Source organism: Streptomyces sp. NPDC060000 (assembly GCF_042737375.1).
GTDB lineage: Bacteria > Actinomycetota > Actinomycetes > Streptomycetales > Streptomycetaceae > Streptomyces.
Map to the genome: position 1 here is coordinate 57465 of NZ_JBHWUU010000025.1, position 26980 is coordinate 84444.

25 protein-coding genes are annotated in these 26980 nt (G+C 72.7%); 10 read left to right on the forward strand and 15 right to left on the reverse strand.

The window, feature by feature from the left end; genetic code table 11:
- Positions 1 to 34 precede the first annotated feature (34 nt).
- Positions 35 to 1252 (reverse strand): saccharopine dehydrogenase family protein, encoded by a 1218-nt coding sequence (locus tag ACFWBB_RS15710; RefSeq protein WP_385271478.1) that lies wholly within the window; start codon positions 1250 to 1252, stop codon positions 35 to 37.
- A gap of 150 nt (positions 1253 to 1402) precedes the next feature.
- Here ACFWBB_RS15710 and ACFWBB_RS15715 point away from each other — a divergent pair, with 150 nt between their 5' ends.
- Positions 1403 to 2110, forward strand: a complete 708-nt coding sequence (locus ACFWBB_RS15715; RefSeq protein WP_385271481.1) for a TetR/AcrR family transcriptional regulator — start codon at positions 1403 to 1405, stop codon at positions 2108 to 2110.
- Here ACFWBB_RS15715 and ACFWBB_RS15720 read toward each other — a convergent pair.
- Entirely contained in the window at positions 2100 to 2999 is a 900-nt protein-coding gene (locus ACFWBB_RS15720) for a LysR family transcriptional regulator ArgP (RefSeq protein WP_385271484.1), read from the reverse strand. The two genes, ACFWBB_RS15715 and ACFWBB_RS15720, sit on opposite strands and share 11 nt — an antisense overlap.
- Positions 3000 to 3079: 80 nt before the next feature.
- Here ACFWBB_RS15720 and ACFWBB_RS15725 point away from each other — a divergent pair, with 80 nt between their 5' ends.
- Positions 3080 to 3694, forward strand: a complete 615-nt coding sequence (locus tag ACFWBB_RS15725; protein WP_385271487.1) for a LysE/ArgO family amino acid transporter — start codon at positions 3080 to 3082, stop codon at positions 3692 to 3694.
- A 213-nt stretch (positions 3695 to 3907) separates the two neighbouring features.
- Entirely contained in the window at positions 3908 to 5212 is a 1305-nt protein-coding gene (locus ACFWBB_RS15730) for an MFS transporter (protein WP_385271490.1), read from the forward strand.
- A 12-nt stretch (positions 5213 to 5224) separates the two neighbouring features.
- Here the strand turns inward: ACFWBB_RS15730 and ACFWBB_RS15735 are convergent, their stop codons facing one another.
- Together ACFWBB_RS15735 and ACFWBB_RS15740 are read right to left on the reverse strand one after the other, a co-directional pair.
- Positions 5225 to 5680 carry a cyclic nucleotide-binding domain-containing protein gene (locus tag ACFWBB_RS15735; RefSeq protein WP_385271493.1) on the reverse strand — a complete coding sequence of 152 codons (456 nt, stop codon included), beginning with the start codon at positions 5678 to 5680 and terminating at the stop codon, positions 5225 to 5227.
- Positions 5681 to 6000: 320 nt separating this feature from the next.
- Complete coding sequence (locus ACFWBB_RS15740) at positions 6001 to 6246, reverse strand: hypothetical protein (RefSeq protein WP_385271496.1); 246 nt, start codon at positions 6244 to 6246, stop codon at positions 6001 to 6003.
- A gap of 316 nt (positions 6247 to 6562) precedes the next feature.
- On the opposite strand from ACFWBB_RS15740, the gene ACFWBB_RS15745 reads away from it, so the two are divergent.
- From ACFWBB_RS15745 to ACFWBB_RS15765, 5 genes are all read left to right on the forward strand, one after another.
- On the forward strand, positions 6563 to 7006 hold the full coding sequence (locus tag ACFWBB_RS15745) for an ATP-binding protein (RefSeq protein ID WP_385271499.1): 444 nt from the start codon (positions 6563 to 6565) through the stop codon (positions 7004 to 7006).
- Positions 7007 to 7231: 225 nt separating this feature from the next.
- A complete protein-coding gene (locus ACFWBB_RS15750; protein ID WP_385271502.1) occupies positions 7232 to 8050 on the forward strand; it encodes a SigB/SigF/SigG family RNA polymerase sigma factor in 819 nt (272 codons plus the stop codon).
- Between the two features lie 44 nt (positions 8051 to 8094).
- Positions 8095 to 8337: a DUF5133 domain-containing protein gene (locus ACFWBB_RS15755; RefSeq protein WP_385271505.1), complete on the forward strand. Its 243-nt coding sequence runs from the start codon at positions 8095 to 8097 to the stop codon at positions 8335 to 8337.
- Positions 8338 to 8601: 264 nt separating this feature from the next.
- Entirely contained in the window at positions 8602 to 9438 is an 837-nt protein-coding gene (locus ACFWBB_RS15760) for a DUF1206 domain-containing protein (protein WP_385271508.1), read from the forward strand.
- A gap of 28 nt (positions 9439 to 9466) precedes the next feature.
- Positions 9467 to 9898: a hypothetical protein gene (locus ACFWBB_RS15765; protein ID WP_385271511.1), complete on the forward strand. Its 432-nt coding sequence runs from the start codon at positions 9467 to 9469 to the stop codon at positions 9896 to 9898.
- Positions 9899 to 9914: 16 nt separating this feature from the next.
- Here the strand turns inward: ACFWBB_RS15765 and ACFWBB_RS15770 are convergent, their stop codons facing one another.
- Positions 9915 to 12161 carry an FUSC family protein gene (locus ACFWBB_RS15770; protein WP_385271514.1) on the reverse strand — a complete coding sequence of 749 codons (2247 nt, stop codon included), beginning with the start codon at positions 12159 to 12161 and terminating at the stop codon, positions 9915 to 9917.
- Positions 12162 to 12190: 29 nt separating this feature from the next.
- On the reverse strand, positions 12191 to 13567 hold the full coding sequence (locus tag ACFWBB_RS15775) for an NAD(P)/FAD-dependent oxidoreductase (protein ID WP_385271517.1): 1377 nt from the start codon (positions 13565 to 13567) through the stop codon (positions 12191 to 12193).
- 233 nt (positions 13568 to 13800) lie between these two features.
- Here ACFWBB_RS15775 and ACFWBB_RS15780 point away from each other — a divergent pair, with 233 nt between their 5' ends.
- A complete protein-coding gene (locus ACFWBB_RS15780; protein WP_385271520.1) occupies positions 13801 to 14289 on the forward strand; it encodes a MarR family winged helix-turn-helix transcriptional regulator in 489 nt (162 codons plus the stop codon).
- A 139-nt stretch (positions 14290 to 14428) separates the two neighbouring features.
- Here ACFWBB_RS15780 and ACFWBB_RS15785 read toward each other — a convergent pair whose 3' ends face one another.
- The 6 genes from ACFWBB_RS15785 to ACFWBB_RS15810 are packed head-to-tail and all read right to left on the reverse strand — an operon-like array spanning position 14429 to position 20321.
- Positions 14429 to 16162, reverse strand: a complete 1734-nt coding sequence (locus ACFWBB_RS15785) for a PP2C family protein-serine/threonine phosphatase (RefSeq protein ID WP_385271523.1) — start codon at positions 16160 to 16162, stop codon at positions 14429 to 14431.
- Positions 16159 to 17295: a SpoIIE family protein phosphatase gene (locus ACFWBB_RS15790; RefSeq protein WP_385271526.1), complete on the reverse strand. Its 1137-nt coding sequence runs from the start codon at positions 17293 to 17295 to the stop codon at positions 16159 to 16161. Before ACFWBB_RS15790 ends, ACFWBB_RS15785 begins: the two co-directional genes overlap by 4 nt.
- A complete protein-coding gene (locus ACFWBB_RS15795; RefSeq protein ID WP_385271528.1) occupies positions 17295 to 17744 on the reverse strand; it encodes an ATP-binding protein in 450 nt (149 codons plus the stop codon). The genes ACFWBB_RS15790 and ACFWBB_RS15795 overlap by 1 nt, the downstream gene beginning before the upstream one ends.
- On the reverse strand, positions 17741 to 18145 hold the full coding sequence (locus ACFWBB_RS15800) for an STAS domain-containing protein (RefSeq protein ID WP_385271531.1): 405 nt from the start codon (positions 18143 to 18145) through the stop codon (positions 17741 to 17743). Before ACFWBB_RS15800 ends, ACFWBB_RS15795 begins: the two co-directional genes overlap by 4 nt.
- The gene (locus ACFWBB_RS15805; protein ID WP_385271590.1) at positions 18142 to 19041 is read right to left on the reverse strand and encodes an STAS domain-containing protein; all 900 of its coding nucleotides are present in this window, start codon (positions 19039 to 19041) and stop codon (positions 18142 to 18144) included. The genes ACFWBB_RS15800 and ACFWBB_RS15805 overlap by 4 nt, the downstream gene beginning before the upstream one ends.
- 5 nt (positions 19042 to 19046) lie before the next feature.
- A complete protein-coding gene (locus ACFWBB_RS15810; protein WP_385271534.1) occupies positions 19047 to 20321 on the reverse strand; it encodes a PP2C family protein-serine/threonine phosphatase in 1275 nt (424 codons plus the stop codon).
- Between the two features lie 93 nt (positions 20322 to 20414).
- Between ACFWBB_RS15810 and ACFWBB_RS15815 the strand changes: the two genes are divergently transcribed.
- On the forward strand, positions 20415 to 20888 hold the full coding sequence (locus ACFWBB_RS15815; RefSeq protein ID WP_385271537.1) for a MarR family winged helix-turn-helix transcriptional regulator: 474 nt from the start codon (positions 20415 to 20417) through the stop codon (positions 20886 to 20888).
- A gap of 166 nt (positions 20889 to 21054) precedes the next feature.
- Here the strand turns inward: ACFWBB_RS15815 and ACFWBB_RS15820 are convergent, their stop codons facing one another.
- The 3 genes from ACFWBB_RS15820 to ACFWBB_RS15830 form a co-directional block, all read right to left on the reverse strand.
- Entirely contained in the window at positions 21055 to 21444 is a 390-nt protein-coding gene (locus tag ACFWBB_RS15820; protein WP_385271540.1) for an STAS domain-containing protein, read from the reverse strand.
- 216 nt (positions 21445 to 21660) lie between these two features.
- A complete protein-coding gene (locus ACFWBB_RS15825) occupies positions 21661 to 24168 on the reverse strand; it encodes a SpoIIE family protein phosphatase (protein WP_385271543.1) in 2508 nt (835 codons plus the stop codon).
- 55 nt (positions 24169 to 24223) lie between these two features.
- A partial coding sequence (locus ACFWBB_RS15830; RefSeq protein WP_385271546.1) for an ATP-binding protein occupies positions 24224 to 26980 on the reverse strand: 2757 nt, incomplete at its 5' end.

Genomic DNA, 26980 nt, shown 5'->3' on the forward strand with positions numbered 1-26980 from the left:
AGCGACGGTGAAACAGCCTCAGCCCGGAAAGAGTTCAGTGCTCCCGCTGCCCCCAAGGGGAGCCGTACGCCGTGAGCAGGTCGAGGAACGGACGCGGCGGGAACGCCTCGGGGCCCAGGACGCCCGCGCCGGACCACACCCCCGTGGCGAGCAACTCCAGGGCGACCACCGGGTTGACGGCGGTCTGCCACACCACGGCCTGGCTGCCGTACTCGGCCATGGACCACCGGTTGTCGACCACGTGGTACAGGTACACCTCGCGAGGCGCGCCGTCCTTCACGCCCCGCACCCAGGTGCCCGCGCACGTCTTGCCGTGCATCAACTCGCCCAGGGTCGCCGGGTCGGGCAGACAGGCGGCCACCACGTCCCGGGGCGAGACGGGCACCGGTCCCCGCGCGCTCGGTACGGTCACGGCCGCGGTGCGGTCCAGTCCCAGGCGGTGCAGCGTCTTCAGTGTCTCGATGAACTCGCCGCCCAGGCCGTACTTGAAGGTGACGCGGCGCGCCTTCACCCAGCGCGGCACGAGCAGTACCTCCTCGTGCTCGACGTTCACGCACTCGACCGGGCCGATGCCCTCGGGGAAGTCGAAGACCTCGGGCTCGCTGAAGGGCGCGGTGGTGAACCAGCCCCGGTCGGCCTCGTAGACCACCGGAGGGTTCAGGCACTCCTCGATGGTGGTCCAGATGTTGAAGGAGGGCGCGAAGTCGTGGCCCTCGACGGTGAGGTTCGCGCCGTCGCGGATGCCGATCTCCTCGATCTCGTCGAAGAGTTCGTCGGCGGCGTAGCGGGCGAAGACGTCCGACAGACCCGGTTCGACCCCCATGCCGACCAGGGCCAGGGCGCCCGCGCCGGCCCAGTCGTCGGCCTCGGCGAACTGCGCGTCGCCGAGCCGGACCCCGCACTCCTCGTACGGCCGGTCCGGGTGCGGCCGCGACAGTGACATCGCCATGTCGACATAGGTGGCGCCGGCGGTCCGCGCCGCGTGGAACAGGGGCATCACGAACCGCGGGTCGGTGGCGTTCAGCAGGACGTCGCAGCGGTGGCGGGCGAGCAGGTCGGCCACCGCCGCCCGGTCGCCGGCGTCGACGCGCTCGGCGTGGAACCGGTCGTCGCCGTCGAGCGCGGCGACGGCGGCGGCGGCTCGGGCGGGGTCGTAGTCGGCGACCACCATCGCCTCGAAGAACGGGCGACGGGCGGCGATCCGGGTGATGGCGGTGCCCACACCGCCGGCGCCCACGAGCAGGACACGCATGACGGAAACTCCCTCGGCTGAGACTGCGAACGGACGAAGGTGTGCGAACGGGGCCCCTGAGAGGGATACAACGCCCCGCGTCCGCGTAAGGTCAATGGCGTTGGCATAAGAGCGCCGGCGAGCGAGTGGGGAACGAGGGAGCGAGGGACCGTGGCCAAACCGGTCGTGCCCGAGGAGAGGCGGCGGCGGCGCCGGCCCACCAGGAGCGGCACCGTGCTGTCCGAGCACCTGATCGTCGAGGCCGCGCTGCGTCTGCTTCGTGAGCACGGCAGCGCAGGCCTCAGCGCCCGCCGTCTCGGTCTAGCCCTCGACTGCGACCCCAGCACCCTGTACCGCTACTTCCGGGGCATGGACGAGCTGACCCTCGCCATCGGCGACGCGCTCGTCGGTGAGGCGCTGCGCGGCTGGCGGCCGACGGGGGAGTGGCGCACGGATCTGCACGCCGTCGGACTGCGCATCCACGCCGCCTATGTCGCCCATCCGCAGGCCGCCCAGCTCACCACGAGCCGGGTGACGGGCCGGGCCAACGAGCTGGCCGCTGACGAGGCGGTCCTGGACGTGCTGCGCACCGCCGGGTTCCCGCTGCCGGACACCGTGCGGATCTACCACGCCTTCATCGACCAGACGCTGGCCTTCGCCGCCCTGGACGCCGCTTCCCTGGCCCTGCCCCGCGCCGCGCAGCGCGCCGACGACGCGATGTGGCGCTCGACGTACGCCCGGCTGCCCGCCGCGACCCACCCCCGGATCGCCGAGGCGGCCCCGCTGCTGTCGACCCGCATGGTGACCAGCGCCTATCCGACGGCGCTCGAGATGCTGCTGGACAGCGCGCAGGCGACGCTGGCCCGGCTCAGCCCCTGAGGGTTTCGGCCGCAGTCGCCGCCACCGCGTCCGCCACCGCCGCCAGGGCCGGCGAGTCGAGTTTCCACTGCTGCCAGTACAGCGGGACGTCCAGCGGGCGGCCGGGCGCGAGGGAGACCAGACGGCCGGAGCGCAGCAGGGCGCCGGACTGCGCCTCGGGCACCATGCCCCAGCCGAAGCCGGCGGCCACGGCCTCCACGAAGCCCTCCGAGGTCGGCACGGCCTGCCGTACCGGACTCGCGCCCGCGGCGCCCCGGCGCAGCCCGCGGACGAACGCGTCCTGAAGGTCGTCGCTCCGGTCGAAGGTCATCACGGGTGCCCGGGGGAGGGTTTCGTGGAGCGGGCCGTCACCCAGATGACGGGAGACGAAGTCCGGGCTCGCGGCGGCCTGGTAGCGCATGGTGCCCAGCGCGCGCACGGAGCAGCCGGTCACGGCCTCGGGCGACGAGGTCACCGCGGCCATCACCAGCCCCTCCCGCAGGAGTTCCGCCGTGCGCGTCTCGTCCTCGCGGTGCAGTTCGAAACAGACCTGCGGCTCCCGGGGCACCCGGGTGAGGGCCGGCAGGAACCAGGTGGCGAGCGAGTCCGCGTTCACCGCGACCGTCACCCGCGTCGGCTCGTCCTCGCCGCTCATGCCCAGCTCGGACCGTGTGTCGCGCTCGAGCCGGGCCAGCTGGCGGGCGAACCGGACGACGATCTCACCGGACTCGGTGGGCCGTACCGGCTTGGTGCGCAGCAGCAGGACCCGGCCCGTGCGCTGCTCCAGGGCCTTGACGCGCTGGCTGACCGCCGAGGGCGTCACATGCAGGGTGGCGGCGGCCGCGTCGAAGGTGCCCTCGTCCACCACCGCGAGCAGCGTCCGCACCTGGTCGAGCGGAAGGTCCGCCATCACTTGGTCATCACGATTGCTAATGATACGTAAGAATCTTTAGCTGTACCCGAAGTGATCGCTTCTCTAGCGTGGACGTCATGTCCCACACCCTCACGGCCGCGGCCGCCGGCTTCGGCACCGGTCTGTCGCTCATCGTCGCCATCGGCGCCCAGAACGCCTTCGTCCTGCGTCAGGGGATCCGCCGTGACGCCGTCCTCGCCGTCGTCGGGATCTGTGCCCTGTCCGACGCGGTGCTCATCGCCCTGGGCGTGGGCGGGGTGGGCGCGCTGGTGGTGGCCTGGCCCGGGGTGCTGACCGCGGTCGGCTGGATCGGCGGACTCTTCCTGCTCTGCTACGGGGCCCTGGCGGCCCGGCGGGTGTTCCGGCCCGCGGGCGCCCTGGCGACGCAGGGGGAGAGCACCGGCTCCCTGCGCCGGGCGGTGCTGACCTGTCTGGCGCTGACCTGGCTCAACCCGCACGTCTACCTCGACACGGTGTTCCTGCTCGGTTCCGTCGCCGCCGACCGCGGCCCGCTGCGCTGGACCTTCGGCCTGGGGGCTGTCCTCGCCAGCGTGTGCTGGTTCGTGGCGCTGGGATTCGGCGCCCGGCTGCTCGGCCGCTTCCTGACCCGGCCGGCCGCCTGGCGCGTCCTGGACGGTCTGGTCGCCGCCACCATGATCACTCTTGGTGTGACGCTCGTGGTGGGGGCCTGAGCCACAGGAGCCCGAACCGCTGGAGCCAGACCGCAGGAGCCGAACCGCTGGAGCCGAACCGCTGGAGCCCGAGCCACGTGCGGGGTCCGGCGTGCGGGTCCGGTGTGCGGAGTCCGCAATCCGAGATCGCGCGTTCACCGGGCGCCGCAAGCACGGCAGGTACTGGGATAGTGACCTCCGGACCGAAAGATGTAGCGAGCAACCAGGAAACGCGTGGACACCAGCGAGAGCAGCACCGCACCCGAGGCCGACGAGGCCGATCCGTGCCCCCGGGTCCGGCCCCGGCGCGGCTGGCGCCGCTGGGCGATGGACACCCGTCCGCTGCGCCGGCCGGCCTACCGGCGGCTGTGGTCCTCCACCATCGTCACGGCCGTGGGAAGTCAGCTCACCGCCGTCGCCGTGCCCAAGCAGATCTACGACATCACCGGCTCCTCCGCCTGGGTCGGCTATGCCGCCCTTGCCGGGCTGGTGCCGATGGTGCTGTTCGCGCTGTGGGGCGGAGCGGTCGCCGACACCGTCGACCGGCGCAAGCTGCTGCTGATCACCAACAGCGGTATCGCGGTCACCTCGGTGCTGTTCTGGCTCCAGGCGGTCTCGGGACTCGACTCGGTGGCCGTGCTGATGGTGCTGCTCGCCACCCAGCAGGCCTTCTTCGGCCTGAACTCGCCCGCCCGCAACGCCTCCATCGCCCGCCTGGTCCCCGCGGACGAACTCGCCGCCGCCAACGCCCTCGGCTCGACCGTCATGCAGACCGGTCTGGTCGTCGGCCCGCTGTTCGCGGGTGCGCTGATCCCCGTCATCGGCCTGCCCGAGCTGTATCTCCTCGACGCCGTCGCGCTGTCCGTGACGCTGTGGGCCGTGTTCCGGCTGCCCGCGCTGCCGCCGCCGGCGAGCGCGACCGCCCGCCGGGCCGGGCTCCGCGAGATCGTGGAGGGCTTCCGCTACATCTCCGGGCACAAGGTCCTGCTGCTGTCCTTCCTCGCCGATGTCATCGCCATGGTCTTCGGTATGCCCCGGGCGCTGTTCCCGCAGCTCGCCGCCGAGACGTACGCCCCCTACGGCGAGGGCCTCGCCCTCGGCCTGCTGTTCGCGGCGATCCCGATCGGCGCGGTACTGGGCGGACTGTTCTCCGGCACGTTCTCCCGGGCCCGCCGGCACGGGTGGATGGTCATCGGCGCGGTCGTCGCCTGGGGTGCGGCGATCGCCGGGTTCGGACTGAGCGGCAGTCTGTGGCTCGCCGTGGTGTTCCTGGCCTGCGCCGGCGTCGCCGACATGGTCTCCATGGTCTTCCGCGGGGCGATCCTGCTGTCCGCCGCCACCGACGAGATGCGCGGCCGCATGCAGGGCGTGTTCACGGTGGTCGTCGCGGGCGGCCCCCGGCTGGCCGACGCCCTGCACGGCACGGCGGGCGCCGCCTTCGGGCCCCGCGCGGCGGTCACCGGCGGCGGCCTGCTGGTCGTCGCGCTGATGCTGGCCCTGGCGGCCGCCGTGCCCGCGCTGCGCCGCTACCGGGTCTGAGGCGCGCGGCCTCTACAGCACCCCGCGCCGGTGGGTCCCGTACTGCTCCATCAGCTTGCCCCGGGTCGTCTCCAGCCGGTGCGCGAGGATCTCGGCCACGATCCGCATCAGCGTCAACCCGAGCGCCGGATCCTCCTCGCACAGCTTGAGCACCGGCTGCGCCTCGAACGCGTAGGCGCGGACGGGGCTGAAGGCCTCGGCGCCGAAGTCCCACTTGTAGGGCGGGAACAGCCAGGACCAGCCCAGCAGGTCGCCGGCGCCGAGGCTCGCGACGGTGACCCGCCGCAGGGGTGTCACCTGCTGGACGAGCGAGACGGCACCGGAGCGGAGGACCCAGAAGCGGTCGGCCGTGCCACCCGCCTCAAAGATCCGGGCGTCCTCCGGGAAGGACACCTCACGGGCGAGCGTCATCAGGCGCTGACGCTGGGGCGGGGGAAGGGCGGTCAGCAGTTTGGTCGCTTTGGTCATGGCCCGGGGCTCCTCGCCGAGGATCGCTGGGGGTGTTTCCCCTTCCATTTCAGCCGCTGCCGACGTCCCGGGCACCTCGGAGGACCGCACTTTCCGCATGAGGGCAGGAAAACGCCCTGGCTGGACGGGGGAGGCCAGCCAGGGCGGTCAGAGGTGGCGTACGGAGGAGGAGTGGCCTCTACCCCGCTCACCACGTATGAATGAACCGTAAACCATTAGGGGAGATTTTGTGTAGCCGTGACCCGGTCACGTGACCTGTTTCACTCGGTCATCACTCGATCGCTGCTCGGCCGTCACTCGGATCGGCGGCGGCCGGACGGTCATTGTGGCTCCGCATGCCGACCGGGCGTCAGGATTTCGTCCAGCACTCTGAGCACGGCTTCGTAGGCGAGAGCCCGTACCCGGGCGTCGCGTGCGTCGTCTGCGTCTGCGTCTGCGTCTGCGTCTGCGTCGGTCCGGGTGAGGGCCGCGCTCCGCGCGCGCCAGGCAAGCAGCTCCTCATGGGCGCAGGACCTTGCCCGCCGGATGCGCCGCAGCAGTTCGTCCGAGTCCACCACATCGGTCATCTGGTCCGCGTACCCCGCTCCGGCGGGACGATTGCTCCCTGGTCGGGAGGTTTGGCCGTCGCTGAGGTGGCCAGCCGAAGAGAAGACGACCGCACCGTCCGGCGAAAGAGCGCAGGGGTGCGAAAAGGGCGTCGAAGTCACCGCAGTGACGCGGTCGGCCCGGGCGCCTCGTGGCCGGGGCCGACCGGGCCCGGCCGGACCAGGAGCCGCGCCGCTCCCGGCCCGGGGGCGGCCCGCCCTCGCTCGAGAGGCCCGCCGTCAGCCGGCGAACCCGCTTCGATCATCGACCAGTCAAGAACACTCAGGGAGCGAAGGGATGCCTACGAACGACTCGACCGACCGTGTGGACGCGCTGAACGGCCCGCCCGGTCACACAGGACACGAACAGTGCCGACCGGCCGACATCCGCAGCGCCGTACGCAGGGCGGTGGCAGGGCGCTGCGGGGCCACCAGCTGTCCCTACGACGAGGACGGCCTCTCGGACGCCCTGCTGGTCGCCTCGGAACTGACGACCAACGCCATCCTGCACGGCGGCGGCATCACCGGATTCGACGTCGACGTGGACGAGCGGGACGTGCGCGTCTCCGTCAGCGACCGCAGCGACCGGCTGCCGGTCACCGCCGACCCGGTCGACGGCGAGGGGCGCCGACGCGTCGGAGGCCACGGCTGGCCGATCGTCCGCCGGCTGGCCCGCGACGTCAGGGTGTCCGACCTGCCTTCCGGCGGCAAGCGCATCACCGCCGTCGTCCCGGTGTTCTGACCCGGGCCAGGCCGGTTCGGGACGAGGACCGAGGGCCCTTCGAACACTTTCCCGCGGACGGAGTTTGGGCCTCCGGGGGCAGGGCAGACGGAGGTTCGTGCTTCGGACCGGAGGCGCGCCGACGGAAGCGGTATGACCGCTCCGGGGCGCCGCCCGCGCCTCCGGACGGTCGGAGCCCTCCGTCGTCAGTCAGTCCCTGAAATCACCGTTCAGGAGCGATACCGCATGCCCACAGACATGTCGACAAGCCGTCCCGCCGCATCCGCCCCCACCACCGCGCAGTTGCGGCGTACACATGACGACGCGCCCGACACCGCCAGCCGGTTCGCCCGGCTGGTCACCCTGGAGGAGGGGCCCGAGCGGGACGCCGTACGCGACGAGCTCGTCACCGCCTGGCTGCCCATGGCCCACCGCATCGCCGGCCGTTTCCGTGACCGCGGCGAGGCGATCGAGGATCTGCGGCAGGTCGCAGCCCTCGGACTGGTGAAGGCCGTCGACCGTTTCGACCCCGAGCGAGGGGCCTTCGAGAGTTACGCCGTACCCACCATCACCGGCGAGATCAAGCGGCACTTCCGGGACCGTATGTGGGCGCTGCGGGTGCCCCGCCGGGTGCAGGAGCTGCGCAACAAGGTGCGGATCGCCCGCCGGGAACTCAGCCAGAACCCCGGGGCGGCCGAGCCCTCGGTCGCCGACATCGCCACCCACACCGGGCTCACCGAGGACGAGGTGAACGCCGGCCTGGAGGCCCTGGAGAGCTTCAGTACCCTCTCGCTGGACGCCGAGACCGCGGCCGGGGACGACGGGTACAGCCTCGCCGACACCCTCGGCGACTCCGACACCTCCTTCGACACGGTGATCGACCGGGAGTCCGCCAAGGAAGGGCTGCGCCGCCTGCCGGAACGCGAGCGCGCCATCCTCTACATGCGCTTTTTCGAAGACATGACACAGAGCACGATCGCCGACCAGCTGGGCATCTCCCAGATGCACGTCTCCCGGCTCATCAGCCGCAGCTGCGAGCGGGTGCGCCAGCAGGCGCTGCGCTGACGGCAAGGACATCCACGCGTTCCGAACGGAGGAGAAGCAGACCGATGCTGATGCCCCACCCCGCTGTTCTGCGCACACTCGTCGACGAGTACACGGCGCTGATGGAGAACGGGTCCGCCGAGAACCAGGCACAGGCACGCGACCTCGCCTACACGCTCTGCGTGTCCACCGGCGAGCGCGACGTGCGGCACGCCCTGGAGACGGCACGCCAATGGCTCGAGGCGGCGTCACCCACCGACGCCCCGATGGGTCCCCCCACGGGCAACGAGCCCCACGCGTACGCCTGATGGACCCGTCTGCCGACAACGAGCCCCACGCACAGGCCTGATGGGCCCGTCCGTCGACAACGAGCCCCACGCACACGCCTGACAGGGCGGGGTGGGCACGCCGGAACCCGGCGCGCCCACCCCGCTGTTCTTTGACGCCCGACACGAGGCCGAGCACGAGGCCTGACACGAGGTCCGGCACGAGACAGACCACCCGGAGTGTGTCCGGCGTGAGCCGGGGCATCCGGACTCCGCAGGAACCGGGGAGTCTCAGGGGAGGACGGCATGAACACGAGTGCTCTGACGCGCGACGGCAAGGTCCGGGCGGAGCGGGCGGCACGGGGCTCGGTGACGAAGGGGGCCGCCAAGGCCGGGTTCGCCGCGCGGGGCGTCATCTACCTGCTGGTCGGACTGCTGGCTCTGCAGATCGCCTTCGGCGACGCCGGGCACGAGGCCGACCGGCAGGGGGCGCTGGCCGAGATATCGGAGAAGCCCTTCGGGGCCGTGTTGCTGTGGGCGCTGGGCATCGGCCTGGTCGGCATGGCGCTGTGGCGGCTGTCCGAGGTCGCCTTCGGCGGGGTCGGCGCCGACGGGCGCAGCGCCAAGAAGCGGCTGTTCGCGCTCGGCCGGTGCGCCTTCTACTCCTTCGTGGCCTACTCCGTGCTGGCCTTCGCCGCGGGATCGGGCAGCGGAGGCGGCTCCAGCGACGAGCAGTCCCGGGACGTCACCGCCCGGGTGCTCGACCTTCCCGGCGGGCGGTGGATCGTGGGCGCGGCCGGCGTGGGAATCGCCGTCGCGGGCCTCTGGATAGGCGCCCGGGCCGTCATGCGCTCGTACCACAAGCATCTGCGGCTGGGGGAGATGTCCCCGCGGGTGCGGCGCCTGGTGGACGTCACCGGAGTGGGCGGCGGCGCGGCCCGCGGCCTGGTGTTCGCCGCCGCGGGAGCCTTCGCCGTACGGGCCGCCGTCGAGTACGAGCCGAACAAGGCCAAGGGGCTGGACGACACGCTGCGCTCGTTCGCCGGCACTCCCGCTGGTCCCGGCCTGCTGGCCTGCGTCGCCGCCGGGCTCATGCTCTTCGGACTTTTCTCCTTCGCCATGGCCCGCTGGCGCAAGGTCTGACGTCCGCCTGCGGGGGAACACGGACGAGATGAACGAACCAGAGTTTCCGCGCGACGGACGGCCCGTGGACATGTACCTCGACCTTCTCCGCGTCCGCATGGACAACGAGGACTACCAGCTTCTGCTGAAGGTCGTCGCACCCGCGCTGCGCGCCCTCGACGAACAGCCACCGGAAAGCCTCGACTTCGCCCTCGACCCGGAGGACACCGAGCACCTGCCCCAGCAGATCCGTGACGAGGCCGCCCTGGTCATCGCCACCGCGGTCACCGGCCGCCTGGACAACCAGCTGGTGGAGATACAGGTCGACGGAACCGGCCCGGTCCGGGTGGTCACCGACGCGGCCACCGCGTCCGACCCCACCCGCCTCGCCGAGATCGCCGGCTGCATCCAGCAGCGCCAGCAGGACACCGAGGTGCTGCGGGGCATCGCGGCGGCGAGCGGTATGCCCACGGACTTCTGAGTGCGGACGGGTGCCCTCACCTCGGCGGCGTCACCGGCGCCCCGAGCGGCCGGGCCAGACCGACCACCCCCTCGTCGAGGCGCTGAAGGTGCCGCAGCACCCGGTCGGTCACCCGGCCGTCGCGCGGCGTCCCCGGTCCGCCGGGCGTCAGCAGCGAGGCGATGCTCGGCCCGGTCAGTACCTCGGCGGTGCTGCGCTCGTCCGCGACCCGCGCGGCGATCGCCCCGATGTTGTCCCGGATCCGCCGCCCGGCCCGGCGCAGCCGCGGGTCCGCCGCGATCGACCGCTGCGTGGGCAGCAGCTCCGCCGTGGCCGCCAGGGCCCGCGCGTGATACGCGCAGGTCTCGAGCAGCGCGACGACATACCGGGCCGTGTCCCGCCGGGTCCGCAACGGCGTCACCGGATGCGTCAGGGGCTGCGTGGCGGCCCGCAGATCGGCCAGCGCCTGGTCCAGGTCACGGGCCAGGTCCAGCAGGTCGACCGGGGGACCGCCGCTCAGCTGCTCCACGGCGGCCCCGGTGACATCGGTCAGCCGGTCCAGCACGGTCGTCAGCAGCTCGTTCGTCCGCCGGTCGGTGTGCACCGGCAGCACCAGCGCCGCCGCGACGATGCCGCAGGCCGCCCCCAGCGCCGTCTCCTCCACCCGCAGCACCAGCACCGACAGGCTGTACGTGTGCAGCAGCGTGTACAGCACACCCAGCGCGGCCGTGACGAAGAACGACATCAGCGTGTACGACAGCGGCGCCGTGTAGAACATCGCGAACACACACAGCAGCACCACCGCGAACGCCGTCCACGTGTGGTGTCCGACCAGCCCCGCCAGCACGATGCCCGCGACCACACCGAGCACGGTGCCCAGCAGCCGCCGGTAGCCCTTGACCAGGATCTCCCCGGTGGAGGCGGTGTTGATGAACACGATCCAGCAGGTCAGCACCGCCCAGTACCAGCGGTGCGAGGACAGCAGTTCGCCCCCGGCGATGGCCAGCGACGACCCGACGGCGACCTGCACGGCGGCCCGGGTGGTCGGCCGCCGCAGCCCGGTGTCCTTCCCGGACGTGGCGGGGTCCTCCTCCCCCTCGCCCCCGCCGATCGCGGCGTCCTCCGCGTCCAGCTCCTCGCGGGAGCGGGCGGTCTCGGGGCTGTCGTCGGAGTCGTCCTGGGGCCCGTCGAGCGCGATCCGCAGCCCCAGCACGGCGCGCGCCGCCTCACCGACGCCCCGGAAGACGTCCTGCACGGCCGGGGACGCCCGAGGCAGGTTCTCCTCCTCCCGGTAGCCCAGCAGCCGGTTGCGTAGCTGGGCCGTGCCCGTGCCCTCGGCGACGGGGAGCCGGACCAGCAGCCGCAGGGCCCGCAGATCACGGCGCAGGGTGTCGAGTGCCTCGTCCCGCACGGGGAGATGGCCGCCCTCCGGCAGCGGCGCGCCCGGCAGATGCAGGGTGAGCGTGTCGGCCCGCTCGGCGCTGCGGGCCGTCAGCAGGAGCAGACCGAGCCGCTCGGCGGCGATCTCGGCGTCGGCGATCCGGCGCTGCACCAGCCGGGCCGTCGCCTCGTCCCGGGTGCCCTCGTCCAGCCGGCCCTGGATCATCATGGCGCTCTCGTGCAGCCGGGCGGTGCCCTCGCGCACCTGGGCCAGGGTCTTCCCCACGTCGTCGGGACCGGCGTCCAGCAGATCGAGCTGGGCGTCGATCAGCTGGGCGAGCCGGGCCCGGAAGGCGTCACGCAGCCGCTGGAGGATACCGGTCGGGGTCTGCGGCACCAGCACGAAGCGCGCCACCGCGCTGCACCCGAAGGCGGCGGCGAGCGAGCCGTAGAACCCGGGCAGGGTCGACCCGTTGACCCCGACGAACAGGGACAGGAAGTAGACCTGGAAGCCGATCAGCCCGAGCGCCGTGCCCCGGTCGCCGAACCGGCGGCCGTAGACGGCGCAGAAGATCAGGGCGACGAAGAAGACGTCACCGGCCACCACCCGGGAGCTGAGCAGCGCCGCCAGCGACATCGAGGCGAACGCCACCGGCAGGCCCAGCGCCAGCGTGACGGCCTGCCGGTCGCGCTGCTTCTCCCGGATCGCGAACGTGGCGACCATCGCGGCGATGGCCCCCGCCACCAGGTGCGAGACGTCCGCGCCCAGCAGGGAGAGCACGGCCAGCGTCAGCGCGATCGCACCGACCGTCCGCAGTCCGGCGGCGAGGCGCAGCAGCCCGGGGTCGGACGCCGCGATCCGATCCCGCCACCGCGCACCGACCGACCGTGCCGCCGCCCTCATGCCGCCGTACTCTCTCCCACCGTCCGGACTCAGGCGCTGCCCGACCCGGTCCCCTCGATCTGCGCCCGCACCTGCTCGGGCGACAGATAGCTGTCCGTGTACTCGAAGTCCTTCAGCCGCGCCGCCCGGCGCGCCTGGAAGCCGGTGCGCACGAAGTCGTCTCCCGCGATCGCGTTGAGCGTCCAGTTCGTCAGCACCCGGGCCTTGGCCACCCCGGTGCGCAGGGCCGACCAGTGGTAGCCGCGCGCCACCGCCTGCGCTGGCAGCCCCCGCAGTTCGATGCCGAGCGGCTTGGAGACGGCGTCGGTGCCGCCGAGGTCGACGACCAGCCCGAGGTCCTTGTGCACGTACGGCCGCAGCACCTGTCCCCGCAGCGTCGCGATGACGTTGTCGGCGACGACCTTGCCCTGACGCATCGCGTGCTGCGCGGTCGGCGGGCAGATCGCGCCTTCCTCGCCCTTGGCCTCGTCGGGTACGGCGGCGGCGTCCCCGAGCGCGAACACCCCGTCGTCACCGGGCAGGTTCATCTCGGCGGTGACGGCGAGCCGCCCGCGGACCGTCTCCGCGCCGAGCGTCGCGATCAGCGGGCTCGCCACGACTCCCGCCGTCCAGATCAGGGTGCGGGTCGGGATGACCCGCCCGTCGGTGAAGGTGACCTCCTCCGGGCCCGCCTTGGCGACGGACACGCCCAGCGAGATGTCGATGCCCCGCTTGCGCAGCACCTCCTGGGCGCTGCGGCCCAGCTTGTCGCCGAGCTCCGGCATCAGCTTCGGCGCGATGTCGATCAGATGCCACTTGATCAGGCTCGGGTCCAGGTTCGGATACCGCTTGACCGCGTTGTGGGTGAGGAGCTGGAGACAGGCGGCGGTCTCGGTGCCGGCGTAGCCGCCGCCGACGACCACGAACTGCAGCCGCGAGGTCCGCTCGGCCGGGTCGTGGCTGGCGTCGGCCAGGTCCAGCTGGCTGATGACGTGGTCGCGGATGTACGCGGCCTCGGCGAGGGTCTTCATCCCGAAGGCGTGTTCGGTCAGCCCCGGGATGTCGAAGGTGCGGGTCACACTGCCGGGAGCCAGCACGATGTAGTCGTAGGGCTCGTTGACGATCTCGTCGGTGATGGTCCGGATGACGCAGACCTTCGACTTCAGGTCCACGCCGATGGCGCCGCCCGGAATGATCCGGGTGCGGTACTTCTTGCTGCGGCGCAGCGATACGGCGATCGACTGGGGCGTCAGCACCCCCGAGGCGACCTGCGGCAGCAGCGGCAGATAGAGCTGGTAGCTGAACGGCGTCACCAGAGTGACGTCGGCCTCCGCGGCGGAGAGTGCGCGTTCCAGACGCCGAACGCACCCCACTCCCGCGAAGCCCGCGCCCACCACCAGGATCCTGGGTCGTGTCACGATGTCCATCCCTTTCTGCGGCTCCAGGCGGTCTGCCCCGACGTCATGCGCCTGCCCCGCCCGCGGGCGTCCAGCACCTCATCGATCCCACCGCGCCCGGACTGGTTCCGCCAGCCGGGCGAGGCATGCAGACGAACGTTTCTCCTGAGGTCACCGTCGTACCCCGGAACAGCCTGTGTACGCCCGTCACCTTCGGGTAGGCCGACGTACATGACAATCGCGGAGGCCGGAGGATAGTGGCGGTGGGGTGCGCGGACGGCTCCGGCGACGGCCGGTGGGAAAGCCGTCGGACACAGGCCCGGCAGGTTGCCGAGGCGGTGGAGAGTCTGGTGGCCTGCTGGCTCATGGCGGCGGAGGAGAGCAGACCCCGGCTGCCCGCTCGGCAGTTGCACGCCCTGCGGACGGTCCGGCGGCGCCCGGAACTCAATCTCACGGCACTGGCCGAGCACCTGGGCGTCGGGCTGCCCACCGCGAGCCGCCTCTGCGACCGGCTCGAGGCTGCCGGGCTGCTGGAACGCACCGTGCAGCCCCGCAACCGGCGCGAGGTGCAGCTCGTGGTGACCGCCTACGGACAGCGCCTCCTCACCGATGTCGCCGAGCGCCGCGTACGGCGCCTCGCGGCCGTGTTCGAGGCGATGACCCCGGCTCAGCGCACCGCGCTGCAACACGGGCTCTTCGGCTTCCACCAGGCGTACACGTCGGGCCGGGGATACGAGGAGCCGGACGGCTGACCGGCCTCGGGACTGGGGGCGCAGAGGGCTGACCGGCCTCAAGGGGGACCCTCTTCAGGACCCGGTCCGCAGGGAGACCCTCTTCAGGACCCGGTCCGCAGGGGACCCTCTTCAGGACCCGGTCCGCAGTGGGCCCTCTTCACAACCCGGTCCGCAGGTGGCTGCCGGCGTGACGGTCGACACGGCTGTCGATGTGGCACAGCAGCAGACAGACGTCGTCGTCGCGCTCGGAGTCGCTCAGCATCGGGTCCAGGATGCGCTCCGCCGAGCCGTCCAGGTCCGCGTCGAGCTCCTCGCCGCGGAACGCGCCGAGCGCCGCCGTCAGCCGTTCGATGCCCGGGTCTATGCCCTGGGCCCGACGCTCCACCAGCCCGTCCGTGTAGAGCGCCAGCGTCGACCCAGGCTCCAGCGGCACCGTGTGGTCGGCGATCTCCTGGTGCAGCGGGATGCCGAGCATCGCCCCCGGCTTGGCGTCCAGGGTGCGCACCCGCCCGTCCGGGCCGCGCAGCACCGGCGGGGGATGACCCGCAGCCGCCCAGGTCAGCACCGGCTCACCGGGCTGGAAGCGGGCGATCACGGCGGTCGCGTACAGGTCCGGCTGGAGATGGTGCAGGAACGTGTGCAGCCGGGTCAGCAGCACCCCCGGGCTGCCGCCGTCGACGGCGTACGCGCGTAGCGCGGTGCGCAGCTGGCTCATCATCACCGCCGCGTGCAGCCCGTGCCCCGTCACATCACCGATGACGGTGATCAGACTGCCGTCGGGCTGCCGGAACGCGTCGTACCAGTCACCGCCGATGTTCAGCCCGTACGTGGCCGGCAGGTAGCGGGCCGCCAGCCGCAGGCCCGGGGTGGTCGGCAGGTCGGTCAGCAGGGCGCGCTGGAGGGTCTCGGCGATGTCGCGGTTGTGCTCGAAGCGGCGTGCGTTGTCGAGCGCCCCGCCGGCCCGCCGGGTGAGCTCCACGAGCATGACGGCGTCGTCCGGGTTCCAGCTCTGGCCGGGCGCGGTCAGCGTGAGGACGCCCAGGGGCGCGCGGCGTGTCGGCAGCGGCACGCACAGCAGGGACCGGCCGGGATGCAGCGCCGACGGCGGCTGGTCCTCCACCCCGGGAAAGCCTCCGGGGTGCGCGGACGCGTACTGCGGGCGCCCGGTACGGGCCGCGATCACGGCGGCCGCCGGACGCGGCACGGACGGCACCCGCTCGTCCTCGGCGTCGAAGAGCCAGACGTCGACCGTACGGGCGTACTGGGGCACCAGCAGCTCGGGCAGCCGGCGCACGATCTCCTCGTGGTTGAGGGAGGCCGTCAGCGCCGCGCTGGCGTCGGCCAGGAACGTCAGCCTGCGCCGGGCGTCCTCCGCCTCCCGGCGCGCCTCGCGCTCCGCCGCGAAGGCCTCGCGCTGCGCCCGTCCGGCGGCGTCCAGCTCGGCGTGCAGCGCCAGCACACCCTGGTTGGTCTGGTGCAGTTCCTCCCGGTGGAAAGCGACCAGTCGCTCCTGCTCGGCCAGTCGCTCCAGCACCAGGGCGGTGTCCTCGTCGGCGCCGAGCAGGGCCTCCGAGAGGGTGGTGGCGTCCCCCGCCACGGTGTCGCGAAGGGGTGCCGGGGCGGGCTCGGGGCAGGGCGCCGTGACGAGCCACGGCGGCTCACCGTCGGCGGGGGAGGGCCAGACCTCCACCTGCAGCGAGGCACCTGCCTTCGTCAGGGCGAGCCGCCAGGCGCCGCCCTTGGTCAGACACTGGCGCAGCCGCGCGCCGAGGGCGGCGGCCAGCCGGGTGCGTTCCAGCGGCGGCACGCCGTGCGCGGCGGCCACCCGCGTCACGCCGATACGCGCGCGTGCCGCGTCGTCGACGGTGCTGATCGGCCAGGTGCGTTTCATCGGCGGTCCGGCGGGGTCGGGGACAGGACGGCCACGGCGGTGTCGTCACGCACCGGCCATGCGGAACTGCCGGCGTCCCGGACCGTCACGGCGGCGGTGACGGCGGGGTCGGCGGTCAGCAGGCGGGGATCGGCCGACGGCGCCCAGCGGCTGGGCAGCCCGTCGCTGTGCAGGACGAGCAGCCGGTCCGCGGCCCAGGCCGCCTCGGTCTCGGGCAGCGTCGAGGGCCGGTGTGCGCCGACTATGCCCGGCCGGGACAGCAGATGGCGCCAGGAGCCGCCCTCACGCAGCCGCGCCCCGACGTTGCCGATGCCCGCGAAGCGCAGCCGCCCGGCCCGCAGGTCCAGCTGGGCCACCGCGACCGCGGCGCCCCGCGTCCCGCGCAGCGCGTCGTCGAGGCGGCGCAGCAGTTCGGCCGGCGGGAGGTGGGCCGAACGGTGCACCTCGCGCACCGCCGCGGTCGAGGCAAGGGCGGCCTCGGGGCCGTGGCCCAGCCCGTCGGCCAGCATCAGGGTCAGCCGGTCGCCGTCGCCGGCGCAGGTCCAGGCGTCCCCCGAGTGTTCGGCACCCCTGAAAGGGACGTTGACGCCACCGACCCGCACGGCGAAGGGAGCGGGTACGGAGACGTTCCCCGGCGTGGAGTGCGTCGCCTCCCCGGCCTGCCCGGCGGCGTGTTCAGGTGCCTGCTCGGTAACCCGGTCGCGGTGACCGCGGGTTCTGGCCGTGCCGCCGATACGGGCCAGCGCGACCGTCCCGCGGCCGGGGACGCTGTGCAGGTCGAAGTCGTCGGCGAGCCGTCGGCAGGTGCCCAGGCCGGCGCCCAGCGAGCCCGCCGTCGAGAAGCCGTCGCCCAGCGCTGCGGGGACGTCGGACATGCCCGGCCCATGGTCGATGGCGGCCATCTGCACCACGAGGCCGTCCGCGCACCCGTTCGGCGGGCCGACCGCCTCCACGAGGAGCTGTCCGCCGCACGCGTGCCTGAGCAGGTTCGTCGCCAGCTCGGTGGCGACGAGGGCGGCGTCGGCGGCACGCGAGGGGGCCAGGCCGGCCAGCGCCGCCGCGTCCTCCGCGGCCACCCGCGCGTCGCGCACCCGCGTCGAGTCGTGCACCGGGATGTCCCACACGCGTGTCATCAGTGCTCCTCGCGCTGCCGGGGCGGGCGGCCCGCCCAGGAAGTCACCGTGACCGTGGTGCCGGTGCCGGGCGTGCTGTCGAGGGAGAACTCGTGCACCAGGCGACGTGCTCCCCCCAGGCCGAGGCCCAGCCCGCCGCCGGAGGTGTAGCCGTCGCTCAGCGCCCGCTCGGGGTCGGCGATGCCCGGTCCCCGGTCCGTGAACGTCAGCCGCAGGCCCTGCACCCCCCGCCCGTCGTCGGCCACGTGGTCCGCGGCCATCTCGCCGCCGCCGCCGTACACCAGGGTGTTGCGGGCCAGTTCACTGGCCGCCGTGACCAGTTTGGTCTGCTCCACCAGGCCGAAACCGAGCGTGCCGGCCGCCTGGCGCACGTGCTGCCGCACCCACACCAGGTCCAGGTCCGAGCGGATCGGCAGGCGGGCCTCGACGCCCGCGGCCGTCTCGCTCACCGGGGCTCCCGGCGCGGGCCGCCCGGAGCCACGGCCAGCAGCTCGAAGGCCGACTCGGTGCTGAGCGCGGTCCGCAGTCCGGGCAGCGAGAGCCCGAGTTCCACCAGCGTGATCGCCACCGCGGGGCGCATGCCGGCCACCACGGTCTGCGCGGCCAGCAGCCGCGCGCTCGCCGCGATCTCGGCCAGGACGCGCCCCAGGAAGGAGTCGACGATCTCCACGCCGGAGATGTCGATGACCACGCCGGTCACCCGGCTGCGGACGATCTGCTCGGCGACGTCCTGCTGGAGCTGTTCCGCCGTACCGTCGTGCAGATCGCCCTGGAGGGTGATCAGCAGGACGTCGCCGAGCCGGAGCACCGGCACATGGGCCTGGCCCGCGAGGGAGAGGTCGTGGTTCACCGTGGACCCGCACCGCCGGGTGTGGCGAGCACGATGTCGGCACCCAGTCGGTGCAGGGCGTACCCCAGGGCGTCGGCGAGGCTCGACCTGGTGACCACGGTGCCCAGGTCAAGACCGAGGTGCACGATGGTCTGCGCGATGGCGGGCCGGATGCCCGACACGACACACTCCGCGCCCATCAGCCGCACGGCCGCGACGGTCTTCATCAGGTGCTGTGCCACCAGCGAGTCGACCATCGGCACACCGGTGATGTCGAGGATCGCGAACCGGGCCTGCTGGTCGACGACCGACTCCAGCAGCGTTTCCATCACGACCTGGCTGCGGGCGCTGTCGAGCGTCCCGATGAGCGGTACGGCGACGATGCCGTCCCACAGCCGGATGACGGGTGTGGCGGCCTCCAGCAGCTCCACCTGCTGCCGGTCGATGAGGGCCTGGCCCGCGCTCAGCGAGGTCTCCAGGACCACCAGCCGCAGGGTGCCCATGAGCACGGTCAGGAGTGTCGTGCACTCCCTGAGGTACTCGGGCGAGGCCTCGGGCAGGTCGGCGACCAGAAGGTTCACGGCGGGTGTGCGCAGGCCGTCCACCTCGGTGGAGATCTGGCCGGAGCTGAGCCCGAAGCGGGCGCGGGAGGCCACCATGTTGGCCAGCTGCTCGCGGACCGCGGTGAATCCGGCCGCGTCGGTGTCGGCCACCCGGCCGGTGTCGGCCACCTGGGCGAGCGCGTCGACGACGACCCGGCCCGCCTCCACCGCCTCCTCCCGTGAGACGGTGAAGACCGTGCGGAAGAGGGATTCGTCGGCCCAGCGCTGGGCGATCTGCTCACGGCGGCGGTGCAGGAACTTTCCCACGGCGCTCGCCGGCGTCGTGTGGTCTGCGGCCGTTGCGTGCTCCGGCAACTGCTTCACTCCTGGTCCTCGTCGGCTTCTCCGTCGTCCCCGCCGGCCCGCCGGTGGGCGGGGGCTGTGCTGTGCGGTCCGGTCCGCGCGGGTCGGCCCCCGGGCCGGACGGGCCGTTTGCCGAACCAGTCGAGACACACGACGAGCGCGTCGTCGTCCGGCTCGGGCCTTCCGCGGTGCCCGGTCAGCTCGCGCAGCACCGCCGCCGGGACGTCCGCCGCGGGCAGCAGGGAGGCATTGCCGACCGCCCGGGCCAGGGCGCGTTCGCCGTATGTCTCGCCGCCCGGGGCCGCGACCCCGTGGACTCCGTCGCTGACGAAGACCAGCCGGTCGCCGGGCAGCAGAGTGAGCTCCTGGGCCATGTAGTCGGTCTCCTCGAACATGCCCAGCGGCAGTTGGGCGTCGAGGTCCACCAGGGACAGGACCCGGTCGCGCAGCAGCAGCAGCCGCGGCGAGCCGGCGTCGACGATCCGCATCCGCCCCGTCGACAGCTCGATGTCCACCAACAGGACCGACAGATGCGCCTCGCCCCGGTAGTGGGCGTGGAGCGCCTGGTCGGCCAGGGCCGCCTGGTCCTCGATCGGGACGCCGGCGCGACGCGCGTTGCGCAACGCGTTGATGCCGAGGGTGGTCAGCAGGGCCGCCTCGATGCCCTCGCCCATCCCGTTGGTGACGTAGACCATCAGACGGTCGGCGGACGCCGCCCAGTCGAAGTTGTCACCGAAGACGGCGTAGGCGGGCTCGAGCTGGGCACCCAGCGCGTACTCCTCCCCGGCGCAGGAACGGGCCGGGAGCAACTGCCACTGCATCTCCGCCGCGAGCGTCAGCCGGTCCTTGCGGCGGGCCCGTACGTACAGGTCGGTGTCGCGCTGGGCGACCACCACCTCATGCCCCAGGAGCTCCGCCAGCTCGGCGAGTTCGGTCAGGGACTCCCGGCTCCGCGCCGGCAGTGTCAGGGACAGCACGCCCAGCCGGTCGCCGCGCACGGTCACCGGCAGATGCGCCCGCACCCGCCCGGCGGCCGGTTCCTCGACGTACGGCTGCCGCGACCCGAAGGCCCGCCCGGGCGCGCTGCCCCGGACGGGCACCGGCTCCGAGCCGTCCGGCGCGGGAGGCACGGGCAGTAACACCGTCAGCCCGTAGTCGGCCAGCAGGAACTCCACCTCTTCCGCCGCGTAGTGGGCGCGAAGCACCCGGCGCAGGGCCTCGGGCAGCTGGTGCGGTGCCGCGGAGCGCAGTGCGCGCCCGGCGGCGACGAGTCTGTCCACGCGGTCGGTCACATCGTTTCCCGGGGTGCCGTGGCGCCCAGCCCGTGACGGCCCCGGGGGTGGTGGGCTGACAGCCGTCGGGAAGCCTGCGAGAGTGTGACCGTGATGTCCCCCTCCTCGCGGCCGCAGCCCCTCCAGGTGGCGCGTGTGACCTCAGAGGCGGCGGAGCTGCTGGAAGTCCTCTGGGGCCGTGCCTCGACGGCGCCGGTCTCCGCCTCCCAGTTGCGCGTGCTGTTCATCCTCGAGCACCACGAGGGCATCAACCTGCGCACGCTCGCCGCCGTCCTCGGGTCCTCACCGCCGTCCACCAGCCGCCTGTGCGACCGGCTCCAGGCCGTCGGCTTCATCGAACGCAGGACCGCCGCCGAGAGCCGCCGGGAGCTGGAGCTCTTCCTGAGCCGCCGCGGGCGTGCCTTCCTCGCCGACCTCAGGGCGCGCCGCGAGGCCACGCTGGAAGGCGTGCTGGAGCTGATGTCCGGCGCGCAGCGCACCGCGCTGCTGCGGGGGCTGGAGGCGTTCTGCTCGGCTGCGGGGGAGCAGATCCACGACTCGGACGCCTCTGACGCCCGTACCGCCTGACGGTGCCCCCGGATGATCGGGTCCGCCCACCGGCACATCCGTGTTCCCTCCCGCATGACTGTCCGGCTCACTCTGTTGCCTTACGTACACAGTTGTCAAACGACAAGTATTGAACAGCAGTCGGCCTTGTCCGCGCATCCCCCCGTGCCCTGCCGGCAGCGGCCCGTCAGCCCTGCGGGCCCTCCGGCTGCTGTTGCCGGTCGATGAGGTCCAGAGCCTCGTCGACCTTCTCCGATATGGGCACGGTGAGGCTGACTCCGGTGAGCTCCAGAACGCGGCGTACGGCCGGCGTCGGGTCGACCACGTGCACACTGCCCGGCAGCGCCCGGGTCTCCTGGTAGACCCGCAGGATGATGTTCATGCCGGACGAGTCCATGAACGGCACCGCCGAGAGGTCGATGATGAAGTGCCGTCGGCCGTGGTGCAGCTGGTTGGCCAGATGGGCCTGAAGGTCGGTCGCGGTGTCGAGGTCGAGATGGCCTTCGACCGTGACCAGGGCGACGTCCTCGCGAGGCAGGGTGACTTCGACGGACAGGGGGTTCTGGGCGATGGACACACGTACCTCCGAAAGCTGACGGTCGGGAGCGCTTACCCCGGCGGTGGACTTCAATACGCGGTGGCGGCGGGCGCGGACGCGGGGAGGCCGCACGAGTCGGTCTTCATGGTCCGCGTCCCGCCCTTTCCGTCGTCCGCGTTTCCCCGGCCTGGTGTCGCGCACAGGCGGATACCCCCGAACCTCTCCACCATGCACGGATCCCGCACGAGGGGCGACCTAGTGCACGCGGATACCCACGATGCAGGTGTCGTCGTCCGTGTCGGACCTGCTGTAGGTGAGCAGCCGGTCGAGCTGCCGGTCCAGCGTCGGCGGCACGGTGCTGGCCTGTAGCAGCAACTGGGTCAGCGACTCCTCCACGGACCGGTCGCGCCGCTCGATCAGGCCGTCGGTGTACATCAGCAGGGTGTCCTCGGCGGCCAGCTGGACCTCCTCCTCCTCGTAGACCGTGTCCGGCACGGCACCCAGCAGCATCCCCCTCAGCAGGGGCAGCGGCGCCGCCCGGGCGTCCCGCACCAGCACCGGCGGCAGATGGCCCGCCCTGGCCCAGCGCAGCGTGTGCCGGGCCGGGTCGTACAGGCCGCACACCGCCGTGGCCGTGATGGACCCCGTCAGATGGTGGGCGACGATGTTGAGCCAGGACAGCAGCTGTCCCGGGCCCGCCCCGGTCACGGCCAGTCCGCGCAGCGCGTTGCGCAGCACCACCATGCTGGTCGCGGCCTCGATGCCGTGCCCGGCCACGTCGCCCACGCACAGCATCACCAGGCCGGAGGGCAGCACGACGGCGTCGTACCAGTCGCCGCCCACCAGATGCTCCTCCTCGGCCGGCCGGTAGCGGACGGCCACCTGGAGGCCGGGCGCCTCCAGGGGTGCCCGGGTCGGCGGCATGATCGCGTGCTGGAGCTGGAGGGCCAGCCGACTGCGCTCGCTGGCGTGCTGCTCGCTCTGCGCGAGCTGGTCGCGGGTGGCGGCGAGCGCCACCTCAGTCCAGTGCTGCGCGGAGATGTCCTGGTAGGCGCCGCGCACGGCGACCAGCCGGTCGTCGGTGTCGAGCACCGGCTCGGCGACGATCCGCATGTGCCGGGTCACACCGTCCGGCCGCTGCAGCCGGAATGCCGCGGACGCCGGACGGCGGCGGTGCAGCAGCGTGCGCAGCAGGCGACCGACGATGACCGCGTCGTCGGGATGTGTGTGCGCCGCCAGTTCCTCCAGCGGGACCGGAGGGCTCGCCTCGGAGCGCCCGTACAGGGTGAACAGCTGCCCGTTCCAGGTGGTCTCGCCGGTGAGCAGATCCTCCTCGAAGCCACCGATGCGGCCGAGGCGCTGGGCGTTCTGCAGCAGGCTCGCCAGTCGCGCCGCCTCGTCCTCGATCCGCCAGATCAGCAGCACGCAGTTGCCGTGCCGGCTGATGCTGACGTCCGCGACCGCGGCGATCGGTACCTCGCCGACCAGCGCGGTCAGACTCATACGGCGCGCGCGGAACGGCTCGCCGGTGGCGTGCACGCGCTCGATCCGCTGGAAGAGGTCACCGCCTCCCGCGGCCATCGGATAGGCCTCGAGCAGCAGGGCCCCGTTGACCACGGCGCGCGGCCGGCCCGCCGGGTCGAGGAAACGGTCGTTGACGTGCTGGATGCGGAAGTCCACCAGCTTCCCCGCCGTGTCGACGTGCGGCACCAGGACCAGGGCCGGGTCGTGCAGCCCGTCCGTCAGGTCCATCAGCTCCGACACGTCCGGCAGCAGGAGTGATTCCTGGCCCGGGCCCCTGACATGCGCGTACGCCTGGAGCGTGTGGGCGCACAGATCGGCCAGGGCCTCCACCTGGCGCACCACCGCGGGGGGCTGCCGGTCCAGCGGGGCCGGCCAGGCGATCTCCAGGATCCCGTTCACGCGCCCGGCGCTGCCGGCGGGCACGGCCGCCCGGCCGCCATCCGGGTGCAGTTGCCGGCCGATGGTGGGCAGCCCGGTCCGGGACAGCGACCCGATCCACTGGGTGGTGCCCTTGGTGAGGGCGCCGCGCGCCACCGTGGCCACGTCCGGCGGGACGTACCGCCAGCGCTCGGCCTCCCCGGGGGAGAACCCCGCACTGCCGGCGAGGGTCAGGGAACCGTCGGGGCCCGCTGCCCAGATCGCCACGGCGACCGCGCCCAGCGGCCCCAGCGCGTGCTGGAGCAGGGAGTCCGCGACCGCCTGGGTGTCGTGCGCGGCCGCCAGCGCCCCGCTCTCGGCGGCCCGCAAGCGCACGGCCGCGGACTGCTCCGCGGCACCTTCCGCCTTCGTGACGGCCGCCAGGAAGGCCTCCGTCACCTCGGAGACCCGGTCCTTGGCCGCCTGGTTGATGACGTCCACCGCGAACTCCAGCGGACTCAGGCCGGCCTGCTCCGCCAGCGCGGAGAGCTGTTGTGCCGCCTCGCTCGGCCCACAGCCGAGCCGCTCCACCAGGATGCCCTTGGCCAGCTCGACCAGGGCCCGCCCGTCGGCCTCCGCCTGGGCCGCCATGACCTCCTGCCGCAGCCGGTCCACGGTGGCGGCCAGCCGGCCCACGGGCGAGGCCGCGGCGACGCCGTCCGGCTCCCGCGGGCTCACGTCCTCCTCGGGCGCGGACTGCTCCCCGGCCGTCGCGAACAAGTCCACCTCCGCCGTCGTGGCGGTCGGCGCCGGGGCGGACGCGGTCGGTGCGGGCAGGATCCGGTCGTCGCCGGGTTCCGTCGGCTGAGTGGGAATGGTCACGGTGTGCGGACTCCTCGACTGGGGACGCCTGGGGGCTGCGGCGGGGCGGACGTCCTCAGACGGTCAGCCAGCGTCGGACGCAGGACATGAGGTCATGGGTGTCGACGGGCTTGGTGACGTAGTCGCTGGCGCCCGAGGCGAGGCTCTTCTCCCGGTCCCCGGGCATCGCCTTGGCGGTCACCGCGACGATGGGCAGATCGGCGTACTCGGACATGCGGCGGATCTCGGCCGTGGCCGTGTATCCGTCCATCTCGGGCATCATCACGTCCATCAGGACCATCGCGATGTCCGGGTTGCTGCGCAGCGTGTCGATCCCCTCGCGGCCGTTCTCCGCGTGCAGGACACGGATGCCGTGCAGCTCCAGGATCCCGCTGAGCGCGAAGAGGTTGCGCGCGTCGTCGTCGACGACGAGGACCGTCCGGCCCACGACGGCGTCGTCCGCGGGGTGGGGAGCCACGGGATGGGGCGCCACGTGCTGGGGATCGTCCGGCCGCACCAGCGCCAGGACGTCGCCCGGCTCCTCGGCGGAGAGATGTAGGGTGATGCGCTCGCGCAGCTCGTCCAGGCTGGACAGGAACTCCATCGGCTTGCCCGCCGCCCGGGACTGGAGGCTCTCCTCCTGGGCGAGGTCCGCGCGGTGCCCGCTGTGCACGAGCACCGGCACACCCGTCAGCACGGAGTCGTCGTGCAGGGCCTCCAGGAACCGGGACGCCTCGGCGTCGGGCATGCCCAGTTCCAGGACGACGCAGTGGCAGGGCTCCGCGGCCAGCGCGCCCGCCGCCTCGTGCGCCCCCACGGCGGTGACGATGTCGACCGGCGCCGCCGTGCCGTCCTCCCGGCCGCGCGCCATGTCCGCGACGACGCTCTCGGCGACCAGGGTCAGCAGACCGCGCGGCCGCTCCTCGATCACCAGCAGCCGGCGCGGACGCCGCCCGGTCGTGCCGGTGACCAGAGTCACACCGGGGGAGCCGGCGGGGAGCGCCGAGGGCGTGCCGCCGAGGGCGGCGTGTTCCACCGGTCGGGCGCCCTCGACGTCCTGGAAGTCCCGCCGCGCGACGGGCAGGTAGAGCGTGAACGTGCTGCCCCGTCCGGGCGTGCTGTCCACGGTGACCGCGCCGCCGAGCAGATGCGCGATCTCGCGGGTGATGGACAGCCCGAGGCCGGTGCCGCCGTACTTGCGGCTGGTGGTGCCGTCCGCCTGCTGGAAGGCGCCGAAGATGGTCTCCAGCTGCTGCTCCGGGATGCCGATGCCGGTGTCCTTGACCCGGAACGCCACCACGGTGCCGCCGCGGACCACGCCGCTGGGCACCTCCTCGTCGGAGGCCGGCTCGATGCGCAGCTCCACACTGCCCTGCTCGGTGAACTTCACCGCGTTGGACAGCAGGTTGCGCAGCACCTGACGCAGCCGGGAGTCGTCGGTCAGCAGGTCGGCGGGGGCGCCGGCGGCCGTGTCGATGGTGAACTCGAGGCTCTTCTGCGACGTCATCGGCCGGAACGTGGCCTCGACGTACTCGATGAGCTGCCGCAGCGAGACCCGCTCCGGCGAGACGTCCATCTTGCCTGCCTCGACCTTCGACAGGTCCAGGATGTCGTTGATCAGCTGGAGCAGGTCCGAACCGGCCGAGTGGATGATGCCCGCGTACTCGACCTGCTTCGGCGTGAGGTTGCGCGAGGGGTTCTGGGCCAGCAACTGGGCCAGGATCAACAGGCTGTTGAGCGGGGTGCGCAGCTCATGGCTCATGTTGGCCAGGAACTCCGACTTGTACTTCGAGGCCAGGGACAGCTGCTGCGCCCGCGCCTCCAGTTCCTGCCGGGCCTGTTCGATCTGGAGGTTCTTCGCCTCGATGTCGCGGTTCTGCGCCACCAGCAGGGAGGCCTTCTCCTCCAGCTCGGCGTTGGAGTGCTGGAGCTCCTCCTGCTGGGACTGCAACTCGGCGGACCGGGCCTGGAGTTCGGCGGTCAGCCGCTGGGACTCGTCGAGCAGTTCGTCCGTGCGGGCGTTCGCCACGATGGTGTTGACGTTGACCCCGATGGTCACCCGCAGCTGTTCCAGGAAGTCCCGGTGGATCTGTGTGAACGCGCTGACGGACGCCAGCTCGATGACCCCGAGCACCTGCCCCTCGAAGACGATGGGCAACAGGACCAGGGCGCTGGGCTCCACCTGCCCGAGCCCCGAGGAGATGGTGACGTAGCCGGCCGGCAGCTCGTCGACGATGATCGTGCGGCGGCTGCGCGCGGCCTGGCCGACCAGCGAGCGGCCGAACGGGATGCGGGTGGGACGGTCGTCGTCGGCGGGGTAGCCGTAGGCGCCCACAAGCCGCAGCTCCGGCCCCTCGGTGCCGTCCTCGGCGAGGTGGAAGGCGCCGAACTGGGCCGACACCAGCGGCACCAGCTCGTCCATGATCAGCTCGGCGACCACGGGCAGGTCGCGGTGGCCCTGCATGAGGCCGGAGATACGCGCGAGGTTGGTCTTGAGCCAGTCCTGCTCCTGATTGGCCCGGGTGGTCTCGCGCAGGGACTCCACCATCGAGTTGATGTTGTCCTTGAGGTCGGCCACCTCGCCGGAAGCCACCACGGTGATCGACCGGGTCAGGTCGCCCTCCGCGACGGCGCTCGTGACCTCGGCGATCGCGCGCACCTGCCGGGTCAGGTTCCCGGCCAGTTCGTTGACGTTCTCCGTCAGGCGCTTCCAGGTGCCCGAGACGCCCTCCACCTCGGCCTGGCCGCCGAGGCGTCCTTCGGTGCCGACCTCGCGGGCGACGCGGGTGACCTCGTCGGCGAACGCGGAGAGCTGGTCGACCATCGTGTTGAT